This is a genomic window from Aliiruegeria sabulilitoris, assembly GCF_001558155.1.
Lineage (GTDB): Bacteria > Pseudomonadota > Alphaproteobacteria > Rhodobacterales > Rhodobacteraceae > Tropicimonas > Tropicimonas sabulilitoris.
Map to the genome: position 1 here is coordinate 116,904 of NZ_LOAS01000003.1, position 17,882 is coordinate 134,785.

The 17,882-nt window shown below is 63.4% G+C and carries 13 protein-coding genes; 8 read left to right on the top strand and 5 right to left on the bottom strand.

Translation table 11 applies throughout. The features are described 5' to 3' along the window. Positions 1-59: 59 nt before the first annotated feature. Positions 60-983, bottom strand: coding sequence for a choline ABC transporter substrate-binding protein (choX, locus tag AX756_RS05000; protein WP_068309305.1), 924 nt, complete (start codon positions 981-983; stop codon positions 60-62). A gap of 105 nt (positions 984-1,088) precedes the next feature. Between choX and betI the strand changes: the two genes are divergently transcribed. The 6 genes from betI (at position 1,089) to AX756_RS05030 (ending at position 12,252) form a co-directional block, all read left to right on the top strand. Then, a complete protein-coding gene (gene betI, locus AX756_RS05005; RefSeq protein ID WP_068309306.1) occupies positions 1,089-1,679 on the top strand; it encodes a choline-binding transcriptional repressor BetI in 591 nt (196 codons plus the stop codon). Positions 1,680-1,737: 58 nt separating this feature from the next. Continuing rightward, positions 1,738-3,198: a betaine-aldehyde dehydrogenase gene (gene betB / locus AX756_RS05010; protein WP_068309307.1), complete on the top strand. Its 1,461-nt coding sequence runs from the start codon at positions 1,738-1,740 to the stop codon at positions 3,196-3,198. Then, positions 3,198-4,856 carry a choline dehydrogenase gene (gene betA / locus AX756_RS05015; RefSeq protein ID WP_068309309.1) on the top strand — a complete coding sequence of 553 codons (1,659 nt, stop codon included), beginning with the start codon at positions 3,198-3,200 and terminating at the stop codon, positions 4,854-4,856. Before betB ends, betA begins: the two co-directional genes overlap by 1 nt. A gap of 606 nt (positions 4,857-5,462) precedes the next feature. Beyond that, complete coding sequence (locus AX756_RS05020) at positions 5,463-9,152, top strand: vitamin B12-dependent ribonucleotide reductase (protein ID WP_068309311.1); 3,690 nt, start codon at positions 5,463-5,465, stop codon at positions 9,150-9,152. Between the two features lie 488 nt (positions 9,153-9,640). Next, positions 9,641-10,237, top strand: a complete 597-nt coding sequence (locus AX756_RS05025) for a DnaJ domain-containing protein (RefSeq protein WP_068309313.1) — start codon at positions 9,641-9,643, stop codon at positions 10,235-10,237. A 239-nt stretch (positions 10,238-10,476) separates the two neighbouring features. Beyond that, a complete protein-coding gene (locus tag AX756_RS05030; protein WP_068309558.1) occupies positions 10,477-12,252 on the top strand; it encodes an SLC13 family permease in 1,776 nt (591 codons plus the stop codon). 9 nt (positions 12,253-12,261) lie between these two features. Here AX756_RS05030 and xth read toward each other — a convergent pair whose 3' ends face one another. From xth to AX756_RS05050, 4 genes are all read right to left on the bottom strand, one after another. After that, positions 12,262-13,044 carry an exodeoxyribonuclease III gene (gene xth, locus AX756_RS05035; protein WP_068309315.1) on the bottom strand — a complete coding sequence of 261 codons (783 nt, stop codon included), beginning with the start codon at positions 13,042-13,044 and terminating at the stop codon, positions 12,262-12,264. Positions 13,045-13,126: 82 nt separating this feature from the next. Continuing rightward, complete coding sequence (locus tag AX756_RS05040; protein ID WP_068309317.1) at positions 13,127-13,555, bottom strand: FKBP-type peptidyl-prolyl cis-trans isomerase; 429 nt, start codon at positions 13,553-13,555, stop codon at positions 13,127-13,129. A gap of 126 nt (positions 13,556-13,681) precedes the next feature. Then, positions 13,682-14,326, bottom strand: coding sequence for a potassium channel family protein (locus tag AX756_RS05045; protein ID WP_068309320.1), 645 nt, complete (start codon positions 14,324-14,326; stop codon positions 13,682-13,684). Positions 14,327-14,417: 91 nt separating this feature from the next. Continuing rightward, a complete protein-coding gene (locus AX756_RS05050; protein ID WP_068309559.1) occupies positions 14,418-14,735 on the bottom strand; it encodes a HesB/IscA family protein in 318 nt (105 codons plus the stop codon). Positions 14,736-14,819: 84 nt separating this feature from the next. Between AX756_RS05050 and AX756_RS05055 the strand changes: the two genes are divergently transcribed. Together AX756_RS05055 and argS are read left to right on the top strand one after the other, a co-directional pair. After that, positions 14,820-15,959, top strand: coding sequence for a deoxyguanosinetriphosphate triphosphohydrolase (locus AX756_RS05055; protein WP_068309324.1), 1,140 nt, complete (start codon positions 14,820-14,822; stop codon positions 15,957-15,959). Between the two features lie 116 nt (positions 15,960-16,075). Continuing rightward, positions 16,076-17,821: an arginine--tRNA ligase gene (gene argS, locus AX756_RS05060; protein WP_068309326.1), complete on the top strand. Its 1,746-nt coding sequence runs from the start codon at positions 16,076-16,078 to the stop codon at positions 17,819-17,821. Positions 17,822-17,882: the final 61 nt, after the last annotated feature.

Sequence of the window (17,882 nt, forward strand, 5' to 3'; positions counted from 1 at the left end):
TCCAGAAATATCCCGGGGGGAAGCCGGGTGGGCAGCGCCACCCGGACCCACTGGAAATATTACATGCCGAGCGCTGCTTTCACGGCCGCCGCTGCGTCGCCACCATCCTTGGTGGTCACACCGTCAAGCCAGCCCATCCAGGTATCCGGATTCGCGCTCAGCCACGCCGCCGCCGCCTTCACCGGCTCCTGGCCGTCATCCAGAATCGCGCCCATGATCTCGTTCTCCATTTCCAGCGAGAAAACAAGATTGCCCAGCAGCGCACCGACATTCGGGCATTCGGCCACATAGCCCGTCCGCGTGTTGGTATGAACGGTCGCGCCGCCAAGGTCGGGGCCAAAGAAATCATCGCCCCCCGTCAGGTAGCCCATTTCGAAATTGGCGTTCATCGGATGCGGCTCCCAGCCAAGGAAGACGATCGGATCGTCCTTCTTCGTCGCCCGCGCCACTTGCGCCAGCATGCCCTGTTCGGAGCTTTCCTTGACCTTGAAACCCTTCAGCCCGAACGCGTCGCCATCGATCATCGACTGGATCAGCCGGTTGCCGTCATTGCCCGGCTCGATGCCGTAAATCTCGCCATCCAGTTCCTTTTCGAACTTGGCGATATCGGCGAAATCGGCAATCCCGAGATCCATCGCCACCTTGTTGACCGCCAGCGTGTATTTCGCGCCCGTCAGGTTCTCGCGCACCGTCTCAACGGTGCCGGCCTCGCGATAGGGGGCAATATCGGCTTCCATCGTCGGCATCCAGTTGCCGAGGAAGATGTCGATGTCGCCTTCGGCCATCGAGGTATAGGTCACCGGCACCGAGAGCACCTTGATGTCGGTCTCGTAGCCGAGCGCGTCGAGCACGAATGTCGTGGCCGCAGTGGTGGCAGTGATGTCAGTCCAGCCGACATCGGAGAAGGTGACCTCGTCGCAGGCAGCGATTGCGGTACTCGTGGTGCCGAGCACGATGGCGGTGGTCAGAAAGAAATTCTTCATGTTTGCGTTTTCCCTGTTGGTGGCGTTTTTTTGTTGATTGACGAGTCAATTAAAAACAGCCTAGTCTCCCTTTTGCAAGGCCGAGTTTGAGGAAAGCCGCACAAGATGCCAAGGGTTGGAATGGAACCTGTGCGCCGCGCGGCGCTTGTCGAGGCGACCATGGCCGAGATCGGCCGTGCCGGTTCGCTCGACATCACGGTAAGCCAGATCGCGAAACGGGCAGGGGTCTCTTCCGCGCTGGCGCATCACTATTTCGGTGGCAAGGAAACGCTGATCCTCGCCGCCATGCGTCAGGTTCTGACGGATTATGGCGTCGAGGTCCGCCTGGCCCTCTCGGCCGCCAATGGCCACCGAGATCGCTTGCGCGCCATCGTCTGCGCAGGGTTTTCCGAAGGCCATTTCCGCCGGGACATCATCGCAACCTGGCTCAACTTCTACGTGCTCGCCCAGCGTTCGGACGAGGCGCTGCGACTTTTGAGCGTCTATCACAGGCGGCTGCACTCCAACCTCGTCCATGACCTGCGCCCGCTGGTCGGGCCGCGCGCGGTCGATATCGCCCGCAGGCTCGCCGGGCTGATCGACGGGCTCTATCTCCGTCACGCCCTGCGCAATGACGGAACCACAGGCCCACAGGCAGCCGCTCAGGTCTGTGCCGCACTCGAGAATGAATTGTCGAAGGCAGCCGGCAGCGGCTGACCTCCCGTCGCCCAAGCTTCCAATACAGCCAGATCCCAACGCGAAAGGGACATCTCCCATGCCCATCGATCCCAAACCCACGGCAAGCCACTATATCGGCGGCGAATATGTCGAAGATATCGCCGGCACGCCCATTGACGTGATCTCTGCCCATACCGGCGAGAAAATCGCGCAGGTCCATTCCGCCACGCGTACGATCGTCGAACGCGCGCTGGCGGCGGCCAGCGAAGCACAGGCCGCCTGGGCGGCGCTGACCGGAACCGAGCGCGGCCGCATTCTGCGGCGTGCGGCCGACATTATGCGCGAGCGCAACCGTGAATTGTCCGAGCTGGAAACCTTTGACACCGGCAAGCCGCTACAGGAAACGCTTGTCGCCGACGCCACGTCCGGCGCCGATGCGCTGGAATATTTCGGTGGCCTCGCGGGCTCCCTGACAGGCGAGTACATCCCGCAGCCGGGCGGCGATTTTGTCTATACCAGCCGCGAGGCGCTCGGCGTCTGCGTGGGGCTCGGCGCCTGGAACTACCCGACGCAGATCGCCTGCTGGAAGGGCGCCCCGGCGCTGGCCTGTGGCAACACGATGGTGTTCAAACCCTCGGAGACCACGCCGCTCTGCGCGCTCAAGGTGGCCGAGATCCTGACCGAGGCCGGTGCGCCTCCGGGTGTCTATAACGTGATCCAGGGGCTGGGCGATGTCGGCGCGGCGCTGACGACCGACCCGCGTGTGGCCAAGGTCTCGCTCACCGGTTCCGCGCCCACGGGCCGCAAGGTCTATGCCGCCGCCGCCGCGCAAATGAAGCACGTGACGATGGAGCTTGGCGGCAAGTCGCCTCTGGTCATCTTCGACGATGCGAATCTGGAAAACGCCGTCAGCGGCGCGATCCTCGCCAATTTCTATTCCACAGGGCAGGTCTGCTCCAACGGCACCCGCGTCTTCGTGCAGAAAGAGATCCGGGAGGCCTTCGTGAATAGGCTCTGCGAGCGGCTGGACGCGGCGGTGATCGGCGACCCGATGGACGAAACGACGAATTTCGGCCCGATGGTCACCAGCGCGCAGCGTGAAATCACGCTCGGCTATATCGAGAAGGGCAAGGCAGAGGGCGCCACGCTCGCCTATGGCGGCAAGATCATCATCCGTCCCGGCAATTACATCCAGCCGACGGTGTTCACCGATGTCACCGACGACATGACCATCGCCCGCGAGGAGATCTTCGGCCCCGTTCTGTCCGTGCTCGATTTCGAGACCGAGGAAGAGGTCATCGCCCGGGCCAATGACACCGAGTTCGGCCTTGCTGGCGGCGTGTTCACGCAGGATCTCACCCGCGCCCACCGCGTCATCGCCGCGATCAAGGCCGGTTCTTGCTACATCAACACCTACAACCTCGCCCCCGTCGAGGCGCCCTTTGGCGGCATGAAAGCGTCCGGCGTCGGTCGAGAGAATTCAAAAACAGCCATCGAACATTATAGCCAGGTCAAATCTGTCTATGTCTCGATGAACGATGTGGAGGCGCCCTTCTGATGCAGGCGGAATATGTTGTCATTGGTGCCGGATCTGCCGGTTGCGCCACCGCCTATCGGCTGGCCGAAGCGGGCCGCAAGGTTCTGGTCATCGAGCATGGCGTCTCCGACTGGGGGCCCTTCATCCAGATGCCGGCGGCGCTCTCCTATCCGATGAACATGGGGCTTTATGACTGGGGCTTCCAGACCGAGCCGGAACCGCATCTGGGCGGCCGGCGGCTTGCCACGCCGCGCGGCAAGGTCGTGGGTGGCTCCTCCTCGGTCAATGGCATGGTCTATGTGCGCGGCCATGCCGGCGATTTCGACCATTGGGCCGAAGCCGGAGCGGATGGCTGGTCCTTTGCCGATGTGCTGCCGTATTTCAAGCGGATGGAACATTGGCACGACGGCGGGCACGGCGGCGACCCGGACTGGCGTGGCACGGATGGCCCGCTGCACGTGACGCGCGGCCCGCGCACCAACCCGCTGCACGCCGCCTTTGTCGAGGCCGGCCAGCAGGCGGGCTACGAGGTGACGGACGATTACAACGGCGAGAAGCAGGAAGGCTTCGGCGTGATGGAGCAGAACGTCTGGAAGGGGCGGCGCTGGTCCACGGCCAATGCCTACCTGAAACCGGCGTTGAAACGGGAGAACTGCACGTTGGTGCGCGCCTTCGCCCGGCGCATCGTGATCGAAGAGGGCCGCGCGGTGGGCGTCGAGGTCGAACGCGGCGGCAAGGTGCAGGTGATCCGGGCCGAGCGCGAGGTCATCCTCGCCGCCAGCTCGATCAATTCGCCCAAGCTCCTGATGCTCTCTGGCATTGGCCCCGCGGCGCATCTGGCCGAACACGGGATCGACCTGGTGGCCGACCGGGCCGGCGTTGGCCAGAACCTGCAGGACCATCTGGAGGTCTATGTCCAGATGGCCGCGCGCGAGCCGGTCACGCTCTACAAGTACTGGAACCTCCCGAGCAAGGCACTGATTGGCGCGCAGTGGCTGCTGACCGGCAAGGGGCTGGGCGCCTCGAATCAGTTCGAGAGCGCGGCCTTCATCCGCTCGCAAGCCGGGGTGGATTATCCCGACATCCAGTATCACTTCCTGCCGATCGCCGTGCGCTATGACGGCAAGGTCGCTGCCGAAGGGCATGGTTTCCAGGCCCATACTGGCCCGATGCGCTCGCCCTCGCGCGGGGAGATCACGCTGCGCTCGGCCGATCCGAAGGAAGCGCCGCGGATCTTCTTCAACTACATGTCGACCGAGCAGGACTGGGTGGATTTCCGCAGATGTATCCGGCTCACGCGGGAAATCTTTGCCCAAGACGCGTTCAAGCCCTTTGTCAAGCACGAGATCCAGCCGGGCGAGGCGCTCACGAGCGATGACGAGATCGACGGCTTCATCCGCGAACACGCCGAGAGCGCCTATCATCCCTGCGGCAGCTGCCGCATGGGGCGGAAGGATGATCCGGGGGCCGTGGTCGATTCGGAATGTCGGGTGATCGGGGTGGACGGGCTCCGGCTGGTCGACAGTTCGATCTTTCCCAGAATCACCAATGGCAACCTCAACGCTCCGGCGATCATGGTGGGCGAGAAAGCGGCCGATCATATCCTTGGACGCACGCCGCTGGCGCCTGAAAACAACGCCCCTTGGTGGCATCCCGACTGGCAGACCGCGCAGCGCTGAGCGCAGCGCCGCAGGCGGATCACGAAGGCGCGGAGCTGTCAAGACGCTCCGCGCACGTGATCGCGGCCGTTGCAGAGCAGCTATTCGGACACAACATCTAGTGGTGCGGCTTGCGCAGCGCGCACCCGTGAGTTTTCACGGTTTTGGTGCTGTTGGTTAACGCGGGCAAGTTCAAGCATTCGTTGATATCCACAGCCTAACCCCGTATTTTGCCTGACTTGCTGCGACGCGGCGCAAGATGTTGTTAACAAATGCCGTTAACGAAGTGAGTCGGCCCCAGATGTTGTGGCCCTCTGGATCGTTTCCCGGTCAAGCGAAAGTTTTGCGAATTCGGTCAAATTTTCCCGTTGACCAATAGTGCCCACCTACGCCAGATTGTGCGAGCGAGAGGACAAGACCACAAGATATAGTGGCGACGCTCGCAAGGGACGACCACACACCAATGAATCGGGCCCAAGGCCCATTTCCATGCCCGGCGAGGGGCGTGTGTCTGTTCTTTGCGCGTTTATCTGATCGCAGTGTCGACGGTGGTGGGAAGACCCTGTCGGCAAGATCCAAAAAGCCGCCGTTTTAAAGGCGGGCAACCAAAGGGCACGGGGCGACCTAATGAAGATCGAAAGAAAATTCACCACCGCAGGAGAAGATGCCTACGCCGGGCTGGCCTTCACGACGACGACCTCCGAGATCCGCAATCCGGACGGGACCGTGGTCTTCTGCCTCAAGGATATCGATGTTCCTGCCGCGTGGAGCCAGGTTGCCTCCGATGTGATCGCACAGAAATACTTCCGCAAGGCGGGCGTTGCCGCCAAGCTGCGCCGCGTGAAGGAAAAGGGCGTGCCCGAGTTCCTGTGGCGCTCGGTGCCCGACGAGAAGGCGATGTCCGATCTGCCGGCAGAAGCGTGGTTCACCGGCGAAACCTCCGCCCGTCAGGTGTTCGATCGTCTGGCCGGCGCCTGGGCCTATTGGGGCTGGAAGGGCGGCTATTTCACCTCCGAGGAGGATGCGAGCGCCTATTACGACGAGATGCGCCACATGCTGGCCACGCAGCGCGCCGCGCCGAACAGCCCGCAATGGTTCAACACCGGCCTGCACTGGGCCTATGGCATCGACGGCCCGTCCCAGGGCCACCATTACGTGGACTACAAGACCGGCAAGCTGACCAAGTCCAACTCCGCCTACGAGCATCCGCAGCCCCATGCCTGCTTCATCCAGTCCGTCTCCGACGACCTGGTGAACGAGGGTGGTATCATGGACCTGTGGGTCCGCGAGGCGCGGCTGTTCAAATACGGCTCCGGCACCGGCACCAACTTCTCCTCGCTGCGCGCCGAAGGCGAGTCGCTCTCGGGCGGCGGCAAGTCCTCCGGACTGATGGGCTTCCTCAAGATCGGCGACCGGGCAGCGGGCGCGATCAAGTCCGGCGGCACCACGCGCCGCGCGGCCAAGATGGTGATCTGCGACGCCGATCACCCCGATATCGAGGAATTCATCAACTGGAAGGTGAAGGAGGAGCAGAAGGTTGCCTCCATCGTCGCCGGCTCCAAGATGCATGAGCAGAAGCTCAACCTGATCTTCGACGCCATAGGCACCTGGGACGGCGACGCCGCCGACGCGGTCGATCCCAAGAAGAACCCCTCGCTGAAAAAGGCGATCCGCGAGGCCAAGAAGGTTTCGATCCCGGAGACTTACGTCAAGCGCGTGCTGGACTATGCCAAGCAGGGCTATTCGAGCATCGAGTTCCCGACCTATGACACCGATTGGGACAGCGAAGCCTACAGCTCCGTCTCCGGCCAGAACTCCAACAACTCCGTCCGTGTCACCGATGCCTTCCTGCAGGCGGTGAAGGACGACGCCGATTGGGAACTGATCCGCCGTACCGACGGCCAGGTCGCCAAGACCATCAAGGCGCGCGACCTGTGGGAACAGATCGGCCACGCTGCATGGTCCTGTGCCGATCCGGGCATCCAGTTCCACGACACCGTCAATGCCTGGCATACCTGCCCGGAAGATGGCGCCATCCGCGGCTCCAACCCGTGCTCCGAGTACATGTTCCTCGACGACACGGCTTGCAACCTGGCCTCGATGAACCTGCTGACCTTCCTGAAGGACGGTGTGTTCCAGGCCGAGGACTACATGCACGCCACGCGTCTGTGGACGCTGACGCTGGAAATCTCGGTGACCATGGCGCAGTTCCCGTCCAAGGAGATCGCCCAACTTTCCTATGATTTCCGCACCCTCGGGCTTGGCTATGCCAATATCGGCGGGCTGTTGATGAACATGGGCTACAGCTACGACTCTGACGAGGGCCGGGCGCTCGGTGGCGCACTCTCCGCGATCATGACCGGTGTCGCCTATGCGACCTCGGCCGAGATGGCCGGCGAGCTTGGGCCGTTTGCCGGCTATGAGCGCAACGCCAAGCACATGCTGCGCGTCATCCGCAACCACCGCAACGCGGCGCATGGCAACAGCGAAGGCTACGAGAAGCTCGCCGTGAAGCCGGTGCCGCTGGATCACCGCTCCAACCCGGACAAGAGCCTCAACGAGCTGGCCAGACATGCCTGGGACGAAGCGCTGCGCCTCGGCGAGATCAACGGTTTCCGCAACGCACAGGTCAGCGTCATCGCGCCCACCGGCACGATCGGCCTTGTCATGGATTGCGACACCACCGGCATCGAGCCCGATTTCGCGCTGGTGAAGTTCAAGAAGCTCGCCGGTGGCGGTTACTTCAAGATCATCAACCGCTCGGTCCCGGCCGCGCTCGAAAAGCAGGGCTACACGTCCAGCCAGATCGAGGAGATCATCTCCTACGCGGTAGGCCACGGCAGCCTTGGCAATGCGCCCGGCATCAACCACACCTCGCTGGCCGGCAACGGCTTCGGCAAGACCGAGATCGACAAGATCGAGGCGGCGCTGCCCACGGCCTTCGATATCCGCTTCGTCTTCAACCAGTGGACGCTGGGCGCGGAGTTCTGCACCGATGTGCTGGGCATCCCGGCCGAAAAGCTGAACGACCCGACCTATGACATGCTGACGGAACTGGGCTTCACCAAGGCACAGATCGACGCCGCCAATGACCATGTCTGCGGGACGATGACGCTGGAAGGGGCGCCGCATCTGAAGGAAGAGCATTACAGCATCTTCGATTGCGCCAATCCCTGCGGCAAGAAGGGCAAGCGTTTCCTGTCGGTCGACAGCCACATCAAGATGATGGCCGCGGCGCAGAGCTTCATCTCGGGCGCGATCTCCAAGACGATCAACATGCCCAATGACGCGACGATCGCCGACTGCCAGCGCGCCTATGAGCTGTCCTGGTCCCTCGGCACCAAGGCCAACGCGCTCTACCGCGACGGCTCCAAGCTGAGCCAGCCGCTCGCCGCGGCACTCGTCGAGGATGACGAGGACGCGCAGGACGTGCTGGAGACCGGCACGCCGCAGGAAAAGGCGCAGGTGCTGGCCGAGAAGATCATCGAGAAGGTCATCGTCAAGGAAATCGTCCGTTCGCATCGCGAGAAGATGCCGGAGCGCCGCAAGGGCTACACCCAGAAGGCGAATGTCGGCGGCCACAAGGTCTATCTTCGCACGGGCGAATACCAGGATGGCTCGCTTGGCGAGATCTTCATCGACATGCACAAGGAAGGCGCAGGCTTCCGGGCGATGATGAACAACTTCGCCATCGCGGTTTCCGTCGGCCTGCAATACGGCGTGCCGCTGGAGGAGTTCGTGGACGCCTTCACCTTCACCAAGTTCGAGCCGGCGGGCATCGTTCAGGGCAACGACTCGATCAAGAACGCCACCTCGATCCTCGACTACATCTTCCGTGAACTTGCGGTCTCCTATCTCGACCGTACCGACCTCGCCCATGTGAAACCCTCCGGTCATACGTTCGATGATCTCGGCAAGGGGGATTACAACGAGGGCCTGGCGAATGTCGCGGAACTCTCCGAATCTGCTGCGAGCAAGTCCCTCCAGGTTCTCAGGCAGATCTCCTCGACCGGTTACCTGCGCAAACGGCTTCCCCAAGAGCTGGTTGTGCTGCAGGGCGGTGTCGAGGGCATGGCCGGCGGCATCGCACTGGACGGTGCCGCCGACCCGCTCGCAACACTCAGGACGCTGGTGCCGGAAACGGGTGCCAGCACCGAAACCTCCGTTGGTGCCATCACGACGATGGATAACCGCGCCATGGCCCGCATACAGGGCTTCGAAGGCGAGGCCTGCGGCGATTGCGGCAACTACACGCTGGTGCGCAACGGCACCTGCATGAAGTGCAACACCTGCGGCGCAACTTCGGGCTGCAGTTGAACAAATACCACGTCATCTCCGCTTCCCCGGAGGTGATGCGGGTTCCGGGGCGGGTGCGCTCGTCCCGACGGCGGATCAGGCCGCAGGCAGAAAAACCGGGCGGTACAACAAACTGAGCCTGATAAGCCAAACTGGGGTGCCTCCGGGCGCCCCTTTTTATTTCTGTGTTATCCGCCAGCAGGGACAAGAATGCCGTCTGCGTGGCCCTCCCCCCTGTCCGGGCTGGGCAGGACAGGGCGGTTTCCTAACAGGACGTTTTTCGCCTTCGGGATTTCTACGCGCGGCGATTCGACACCTGGCCGGGTTTCGACACATTCACGTTGTGAACTGTGACATCCGTTTGCCTTTTGCCTGCGGGTCTCGACACCAATACAGCCGGTTTTGGCGGTTTGTTCAGGATATTGATCCAATAGATTCAAAGGTTTGACAGAAATGTGTCGGGCGAGCAAAGTCAGGACTATATTCTGCCGCATTACGGACCCAAGCTAATGACCCCCATTGAGAGAGTTCGCGCCCGATTTGCCGCCGCCGAGGTCCTCGGTGTGAGCCAGCACGCGGATACCGGAGAGATCCGCACCGCCTGGCAGCGGGCGGCCCGCAGCCTTCATCCCGACCGTTCCGGCGGCGATGGAAACCGCTTTGTCAAAGCTCGGGCGGCCTTTGAATGCCTTGCCGGCGATCAGGACGACGCAGAGGACATCCGCTCGGAGAACCGGATCAAGCGAGCGACGCTTCGCCGGCCGACCCTGGCCCGCCGCGAGATGATGATGGACCCGGAAGACTACCTGAACTGTGTCGAGATCCTGGAAAACAATCCGGAGCGCACGGATGCCGACCATGTCCCCGTCGATATCGTCCAGTCCGGGCGGTCGCTGGTCTTTCGTGTCTCGGCGCCGCTGGTCGATGGTGTGAACCGGGTGGCCTTGCCGACAAGCGTGCTCCAGCCGCATCTGCGCAGCAGGCCGACGATCCTGAAATTCCGCTCCCGCAAGGGCGGCGCGGGAGAGATCCATGTTCCCGATGTGCTGTTGGAGCAGAGGTTCCCGGGCACGCGCTCCGTCAAGATCGAGTTCTCCGGCGCCTGATCCGTTCGGCCCGGATCTAAGCCTGCAGAGCGAACACCCTGTTCGGGGTTGGTCGGCGCGAGCTGGCATGCTCCGTTCGCACGGATAATGGTGGCTTTGCATCTCGCCGGAAACTGTTGTCGGGCACCCTTTGAGCGCCCGTCTTTCCTTCTTTCCAGAGCGTTGCGGCAAATACGTTGGGCTCCGGGGTGTATTTCTTCCTTGTCGCAGTCCAGCATGGCAGCACAAAGGACTCAGCCATGCCAAGCGACCAGACTCTCATTTTCCTGATCTTCGCCGCAGTCTTCGTCCTGCTCATTCACGGGCGTGTCCGGTATGATCTCGTGGCGTTCGCGGCGCTTGTGGTGGCCACAGCGCTCGGGCTGGTGCCGGTTGACGGCATGTTCTCTGGCTTCGCGCATCCGGCGGTTGCGATCATCGCGCTGGTGCTGATCGTGTCCCGCGGGCTGATGAGCTCCGGCGCGGTGGAGCTTCTGTCCGCGCACCTGATCGACAATGAGCGCCCGGTCCCTTTGCATATCGCCGCGATGGCGACGGTCGGCGCCGCGCTCTCGGCGGTGATCAACAATGTCGCCGCGCTGTCGCTGTTGATGCCGCTGGACATGGAGGCCGCGCGCAAGGCGAAACGCGCGGCGGGACGGACGCTCATGCCGCTCTCCTTCGCCACCATCCTTGGCGGCATGGTCACGCTGATCGGGACGCCGCCCAATATCGTCATCGCCGGTTACCGGCAGGATGCGCTCGGCGAGCCGTTCGGGATGCTGGATTTTGCCCCGGTCGGGCTTGCGGTCTCCGTGGCGGGCGTGGCCTTCGTGGCGCTCGTCGGCTGGCGGCTCCTGCCGCGGCGCGAAGGCGCGGGCGCGTTCGTTTCCGAGGCGGCGCAGGGCCGGTATGTCGCCGAACTTCGGGTCGGCGAGAAGGCGGCCGATGGTGACACGATGGTGGGCGAGCTCTATCCGCTGGCCGAAGAGCTCGACCTGAACATCCTCGGTCTTGTGCGCTCGGGGCGTCGCAGGCCCGGTTTTGCCGCGCGCGAGCCGATCCGCCCGGGTGATTTCATCGTCGTCGAGGGCGATCCCAAGGCGATCGAGACCTTCATGGGGCAGGCGGCGCTGGATTTCGTCGGCTCCGAGAACCACAAGGGCGGCGTTGCCTCTGAAAGCCTCACGCTGGCCGAGGCGATTGTGCCGGAAGGCGCGCGGATTGCCGGCCGGACCGCGCGGAGCCTGCGGTTGCTCCACGGTCATTCGGTGACGCTGCTCGGCGTGGCCCGCAATGGCCAACGGTTCCATGACCGGGTGAGACTGTTGACGATCCGCCCGGGCGACGTGCTGCTGCTGTTGGGAACGCCCGAGCGCATCGCGGCCGCCACCAACTGGCTGGGGGTGTTGCCGCTTGAAGGCCGCAGGACGGCGGTCATGCAACGCTCGAAGGCCGGGCTTGCCCTAGGCATCTTCGGCCTTGCCATTCTCCTTGCGGTGGCCGGCATCGCGCCGCTGCTTCTGGCGCTGGCCGGATGCGTCGTGGCTTATGCCGCGCTCGGACTGGTCGGCGGGCGGGAGGTCTACGAGGCGGTGGAGTGGAAAGTGATCGTCCTGCTGGCAAGCTTGATTCCGCTGGCCGACGCGTTCGAGAGGTCGGGCGGGGCGGAGCTGATCGCGGGGAGCATCGTCGGCGTCACCGGCGGCTGGCCGGCATGGAGCACGCTGCTGGTGCTGATGGTGGTGACGATGACGCTGTCGGACTTCCTCAACAATGTCGCCACCACGCTGATCGCCGCGCCGATCGGGGTCGGGCTGGCGCAGGCGACCGGCACCAACCCGGACGCCTTCCTGATGGGCGTTGCCGTTGCCGCTTCCTGCGCCTTCCTCACGCCCATCGGGCACAAGAACAACACGATCATCCTAGGGCCGGGCGGGTATCGTTTCGGGGATTACTGGCGGATGGGCCTGCCGCTCGAGCTGCTGGTGCTCGCCGTCGCCTTGCCGGTGATCCTGGTGGTCTGGCCGCTCTGAGCGACGCGCTCAGATATCCAGTTCCACCCAGATCGGCACATGGTCCGACGGTTTCGGGCGGTTGCGGATCTCCTTGTCGACCCGGCAATCGACCAGATGGTCGGCGGCCTGGGGTGTCAGCAGGAAATGGTCGATCCGGATGCCGTCATTGCGGTCCCAGGCACCGGCCTGGTAGTCCCAGAACGTGTAATGGCCCGGGCCGCGGGTGCGGGCACGGAAGGCTTCGGTAAAACCGAGATTGACGATTTCGCGGAAAGCGCGGCGGCTTTCGGGCCGCGCGAGCGCATCCTCATGCCACACCTCGGGGCGGGCGGCGTCCTCGTCGAGCGGAATGATGTTGTAGTCGCCCGCCATCAGCGCGGGTTCCTCGGCGGCCATAAGCTCGGCCGCGCGCGCCTTGAGGCGCTTCATCCAGCCCAGCTTGTAGTCGTATTTGGGGCCGGGGCAGGGGTTGCCATTGGGAAGGTAGAGGCCGCAAAGACGAATGGCGCTCTTCGCACCCGTCACCGTCGCCTCGATCCAGCGGGCTTGTTCGTCCGTGTCATCGCCGGGAAGGCCCCGGGTCACATCCTCCAGCGGCAGTTTGGACAGGATCGCCACGCCGTTGAAGCCCTTCTGGCCGTGGGTTTCGACGTTGTAGCCGCGCTCCTCGAAGATCTCGCGCGGGAAATTCTCGTCGACGGACTTGATCTCCTGCAACAACGCCACGTCGGGCTGCGCCTCGTCCAGCCAGTCGCAAAGGGCCGGATGGCGTGCCTTGATGCCGTTGATGTTGAAAGATGCGATCTTCATGCCCGCTCCCCGGTCGTCGCCTCGCCGGGCCGAATGCCCGGGCTCACAGAAAGCCCGGGAATGGGGGCGGGGTCAACCGCTGTCAGCCGATGGAAACCAGCTCGACCTCGAAGATCAGGTCCTTGCCGGCCAGCGGGTGATTGGCGTCGAGCGTGACAGCCTCGTCGTTGAATTCGCGTACCGTGAACTGAATCACGTTTCCGTCCGGGCCCTGTGCCTGCAGCACCAGGCCGGCTTCGAGCGGGATGTGGTCGGGGATCTCGCCGCGCGGCACCTGTTGCAGGCGCGAAGGGTCGGCCTCGCCATAGGCTTCGGCGCAGGGAATGGAGACGGTCTTGTTCTCGCCGACGGCCATGCCGGGCATGGCGGCGTCGAGGCCCGGGATGATCTGTCCGCTGCCGATGACGAACTCGAGCGGATCGCGCCCTTGCGACGAGTCGAAAGTGGAGCCGTCGGTCAGTGTGCCCGTGTAATGAATCCGGACGGTATCGCCCGCTTTGGCGGTGCTCATGGGAGCCTCTCAATCTGTAATGGGGGATGAATTTGCAGGGGCAGCTTGTCTGGCCGGTGCCCTGTTGAGCGTGCCCAGCACCCTAAAGCGGCAGATCGGGTGATGCAAACCGTTTGCCAGAAGAACTCAGCGCCGGCGCTCCGCCTTGAGGTTGCCCACGATACTGCCGACCATGACGGCGATATACAGCACGCCCACCACCGCTTCGAAGCCCGCGGACATCATCGCAAGCGAGCTATTGGGAAGGATGTCGCCATAGCCGAGCGTCGTCAGGGTTACGAGGCTGAAATACAGCATTGTGGACCAGATATCGGCCCCCTCGGGCATGGCGAAGGAGCCGGGGAAGTTGCGCTCGATCTGGACGTAGAGCATTGCCCAGGCCATGCCGAGCAGCAGGTAGCCGAAGATCGCACCCAGCAGGGTTTCGACATTGCCACGCCCTTCACGGAGCAGGATCCGGAAGGTAACGGCGAGCGCACCGAGCACGAGGATCACCGTGAGATAGGCGAGGTTACCGCTCATCCGAATGCCGAAGACGGCCAGCAAGGAATAGGAAAACCAGATCAACGCAAGCGCCCCGCCAGCGGCGCGGAGCCATCGAGCCTTTGCACTCATGATGATCGATCCCACGATCGTCAGCTCGAACAGGACAAGGCTTGTCACTTCGATCACCTTGGAGGAGCCGAAAAGTGGCTCCAGCAGGAATGCTGAAACGAGCAGGACCAACATCACGCCCCAGTGAATCTCGGCTCTCTCATCGTCTGTCTCCATTGCTCGGCTCCCTCAAGCGTCCCGCTTTTCGCTGCAGGTTACGAGAGCCCGCCGGGCAGGACGAGCGTAAATTTCGCTTTGGAGCGGGCTTTTACATGGAGAAACTGGTGCCGCAGCCGCATGAGGAGGTCGCGTTGGGGTTTTCCACGGTAAACCGCGCACCGATCAACTCGTCGGAGAAGTCGATGGTGGCGTTTTCGAGGAAGGGCAGGGAGACGGAATCCACCACGACCTTCTGGCCGTTGCCCTCGATCACGAGGTCGTCCGGCTTGGGCTCGTCGAGCATGATTTCGTATTGAAAGCCGGAACAGCCGCCGCCTTCGACCGCCACGCGGAGGGCCTGCGGGGCGGCATCAATCTCGGCCAGACGCTCGAAAGCGCGTTCCGTCACCTTGGGGGGCAGGGTCAACTGCATGTAATGGCTCCAATGTCCCGTCGCATTCCGTCAATATATTGGATATATGGCGCGTGGAACGGCTCAACAAGGATTCCCATGAACCTCGCCCGTTATGCTTGCGACCCCGCCGACAGCCGAGGACGGCTGTACAACGAAGAAATGAGCACCTTTCGCTCGCCGTTCCAACGCGACAGGGACCGCATCATCCACTCCTCAGCCTTTCGCCGGCTCAAGCACAAGACGCAAGTGTTTGTCGAGCATGAGGGGGATTATTTCCGCACCCGGCTCACCCATTCCATCGAGGTGGCGCAGGTCGCGCGCACCATAGCCGGCACGCTGGGGCTGAACCAGGAGTTGACGGAGGCGGTGGCGCTGGCGCATGACCTCGGCCACACGCCCTTTGGCCATACCGGAGAGGACGCGTTGCATGCGCTGATGGCGCCGCATGGCGGGTTCGATCATAACGCCCAGGCCATTCGCATTGTGACCGCGCTGGAGCGGCATTATGCCGGGTTCGACGGGCTGAACCTGACCTGGGAGACGCTGGAAGGGATCGCCAAGCATAACGGACCGGTGACCGGGCCGCTGCCTTACCGGCTGAAGGAATACAACGCGCTGCACGATCTGGAACTGCACACCCATGCCAGCGCCGAAGCGCAGGTGGCCGCGATTTCGGACGATATTGCCTATAACAACCATGACCTTCTGGACGGTCTGCGGGCGGGGCTCTTTACCGATGCCGAGGTCTCGACCCTGCCGATCGTCGGGCCGGCCTATGCGGAAGTGGACGCGCTCTGGCCGGATCTGGACGTGAAGCGGCGGCGCCACGAGGCGCTGCGGCGGGTCTTCGGCGTGATGGTGACCGATGTGATCGACACCTCCCGGCGGCTTCTGGCCGAGGCGGCGCCGACATGCGCGCAGGACGTGCGCGACTACGGAAAGCCCGTGGTGCAATTCTCCCGGCCGGTCTGGCAGCAGATCGAGGCGATCCGGGCGTTCCTGTTCTCGCGCATGTATCGTGCACCGGCAGTGATGGCGGAGCGCGCGCGGGTGAGCCGGGTGGTTGAAGACCTCTTCCCGCTCTTCATGAGCGATCCGTCGCTGATGCCGGCGGCGTGGCAGGAAGACGTGGCCTGCGCCGAGGGTCCGACAGCGCTGGCGCGGGTGGTGGCCGATTACGTGGCCGGAATGACGGACCGCTTCGCGTTGCAGGAACATGCGCGGTTGTGCGGGTAGGCGGCGCTTTTGGGCGGGATTCCGAAGCCCTGTGACTTTGGCCCGCCAACAGCGCCACCATTGACCCCGCCCGTCTCCGTGGTACACCGCCCGGCAACGCCAGCGGAGCCTGATCCATGAACATTTATGCCGATATCCGTACCCTCGTGACCGATGCGCTCGATGCGCTGGTGGCCGAGGGCGTTCTGCCCGAGGGGCTGGACTTCTCCAATGTCGCCGTCGAACCACCGCGCGATCCGCTGCATGGCGACATGGCCACCAACGCCGCGATGGTTCTGGCCAAGCCTGCGAAGCGCAAGCCGCGCGATATTGCCGAGGCGCTGGCCGCCAGGCTGGCCGATGACGAACGCGTTGCCACCGTGGATGTGGCCGGTCCCGGGTTCCTGAACCTGCGGCTGGCAGGGCCGGTCTGGGCGGGCGTGGTACGTGCGGTTCTGGAGCAGGGCGCCGATTATGGCCGCTCCGACATGGGGCAGGGCAAGCGGGTCAATGTCGAATACGTTTCCGCCAACCCGACCGGACCGCTGCATGTGGGCCATACCCGTGGCGCGGTCTTCGGTGACGCGCTGGCCTCGCTTTTGGATTTCGCCGGCCACGAGGTGACGCGGGAATACTACATCAACGATGGCGGCGGGCAGGTCGATACGCTCGCCCGCTCGGTCTACCTGCGCTACCTGGAGGCGCATGGGCAGGAGGTGGCCTTCCCCGATGGCACCTATCCCGGCGATTACCTGATCGAGACGGGCGAGGCGCTCAAGCAGAAGGTGGGCGATGCCTATGTCGACCAGCCCGAAGAGGTCTGGCTGGAGGATGTCCGCAACTTTTCGACCGACGCGATGATGGCGCTGATCCGCGAGGACCTGGCCGCGCTCGGTGTGAAGATGGACAGGTTCTTCTCCGAGAAGTCCCTCTATGGCACCGGCCTGATCGAGGCGGCGCTGGCCTCGCTGGAGAGCAAGGGCCTGATCTACGAGGGCGTGCTGGAGCCGCCCAAGGGCAAGAAGCCGGAAGATTGGGAGCCGCGCGAGCAGACGCTGTTCAAATCCACCGAACATGGCGATGACGTGGACCGCCCGGTGAAGAAATCCGATGGCTCCTGGACCTATTTCGCCCCCGACATCGCCTATCATTTCGACAAGGTGGAACGCGGTTACGATGCGCTGATCGACATTTTCGGGGCGGACCATGGCGGATACGTCAAGCGGATGAAGGCGGCGGTCTCGGCGCTCTCCGATGGCAAGGTGCCGCTCGATATCAAGCTCACGCAGCTGGTGAAGCTCTACAAGAATGGCGAACCCTTCAAGATGTCCAAGCGCGCGGGCACGTTCGTGACCTTGCGCGACGTGGTGGACCAGGTCGGTTCCGACGTGACGCGCTTCGTCATGCTCACCCGCAAGAACGACGCGCCGCTCGATTTCGACTTCGACAAGGTGCTGGAGCAGAGCAAGGACAACCCGGTCTTCTATGTCCAATATGCCCATGCGCGGGTGAAATCGGTGCTGCGCAAGGCGGCAGCCGCAGGCATCGCCGTGGATGACACGACGCTTGCCGGAGCCGACCTTTCGGGCATGACCCATGACGCCGAGCTTTCGCTGGCGGCAAAAGTGGCCGAATGGCCACGCCTGCTCGAGATCGCGGCCCGTACGCACGAACCGCACAGAATTGCCTTCTATCTCTATGAGTTGGCGGGCGATCTTCACGCGCTCTGGAATCGTGGAAACGACGAGACGGAGCTGCGATTCCTGCAGGAGGACGATCCTGCCACGTCGCAGGCGAAAATTGCGCTCGCGCGTGCCGTCTCCGTTGTGATTTCCACCGGTCTTGGTATCTTGGGCGTGACCCCGGTTGAAGAAATGCGCTGACGAACAGCGTCGCGGGGCAAAGGCAGGCAAGCAATAGCCCCGCGTTACGGTTCGTTTTTCG

Coding starts and splice junctions, on each gene's coding strand:
- betA (WP_068309309.1), top strand. CDS start 3,198: ATGCAGGCGGAATATGTTGTCATTGGTGCCGGATCTGCCGGTTGCGCC.
- AX756_RS05045 (WP_068309320.1), bottom strand. CDS start 14,326: ATGGAGACAGACGATGAGAGAGCCGAGATTCACTGGGGCGTGATGTTG.
- argS (WP_068309326.1), top strand. CDS start 16,076: ATGAACATTTATGCCGATATCCGTACCCTCGTGACCGATGCGCTCGAT.
- betB (WP_068309307.1), top strand. CDS start 1,738: ATGCCCATCGATCCCAAACCCACGGCAAGCCACTATATCGGCGGCGAA.
- AX756_RS05055 (WP_068309324.1), top strand. CDS start 14,820: ATGAACCTCGCCCGTTATGCTTGCGACCCCGCCGACAGCCGAGGACGG.
- betI (WP_068309306.1), top strand. CDS start 1,089: ATGCCAAGGGTTGGAATGGAACCTGTGCGCCGCGCGGCGCTTGTCGAG.
- choX (WP_068309305.1), bottom strand. CDS start 983: ATGAAGAATTTCTTTCTGACCACCGCCATCGTGCTCGGCACCACGAGT.
- AX756_RS05030 (WP_068309558.1), top strand. CDS start 10,477: ATGCCAAGCGACCAGACTCTCATTTTCCTGATCTTCGCCGCAGTCTTC.
- AX756_RS05040 (WP_068309317.1), bottom strand. CDS start 13,555: ATGAGCACCGCCAAAGCGGGCGATACCGTCCGGATTCATTACACGGGC.
- xth (WP_068309315.1), bottom strand. CDS start 13,044: ATGAAGATCGCATCTTTCAACATCAACGGCATCAAGGCACGCCATCCG.
- AX756_RS05025 (WP_068309313.1), top strand. CDS start 9,641: ATGACCCCCATTGAGAGAGTTCGCGCCCGATTTGCCGCCGCCGAGGTC.
- AX756_RS05020 (WP_068309311.1), top strand. CDS start 5,463: ATGAAGATCGAAAGAAAATTCACCACCGCAGGAGAAGATGCCTACGCC.